This is a genomic window from Mesorhizobium sp. LNJC405B00, from assembly GCF_000502615.1.
Classification (GTDB): Bacteria; Pseudomonadota; Alphaproteobacteria; order Rhizobiales; family Rhizobiaceae; genus Mesorhizobium.
Map to the genome: position 1 here is coordinate 1 of NZ_AYWC01000059.1, position 488 is coordinate 488.

Sequence of the window (488 nt, forward strand, 5' to 3'; positions counted from 1 at the left end):
TCTCAGTTCATCTGCATACGACGGCCTGCCCGCACTTGCGTGCTCCCGGTGCCCCGTGGCCCGGATGCGCCAAGCTTAACGACACATGACGACCGAACAAACGTACGCATACGACGAAGGCCGCATGATTGGCACAGGCGCGGGCGCGCGGCGGGCTTTATGATGGCGATGCGTGAAGGTCAGGCGGCCTGCTGATCGGCGGGCTTGTCGGCTTGGCGCAGGCGCTTCCATTCCCAAGGCAGTAGTTCGCGCAGGCGCGAGGCGGGAAGATCGGCAATGCAGGCCAGGACATCGGCGAGCCAGGCTTTTGGGTCGACGTCGTTGAGGCGCGCCGTGGTGATGAGGGTAAGCATAACGGCGGCGGCGCGGTCGGCGCCGCGCTGGGAACCGGCGAAGGTCCAGTTGCGCCTTCCCAAAGCCATCGCAGTGTCATTCTGCCCATGTCGGGCAGATGGTGGAGTTTCATTATCGCTGGCATCCATATTACG

Annotated in this window: 1 protein-coding gene; it reads right to left on the reverse strand. The window is 63.7% G+C overall.

Annotated elements, in window-relative coordinates; translation table 11 throughout:
• Nucleotides 1-179 precede the first annotated feature (179 nt).
• Nucleotides 180-488, reverse strand: a 309-nt coding sequence (locus X756_RS136280; RefSeq protein WP_245264613.1) for a transposase domain-containing protein, incomplete at its 5' end; no start/stop codon positions are given.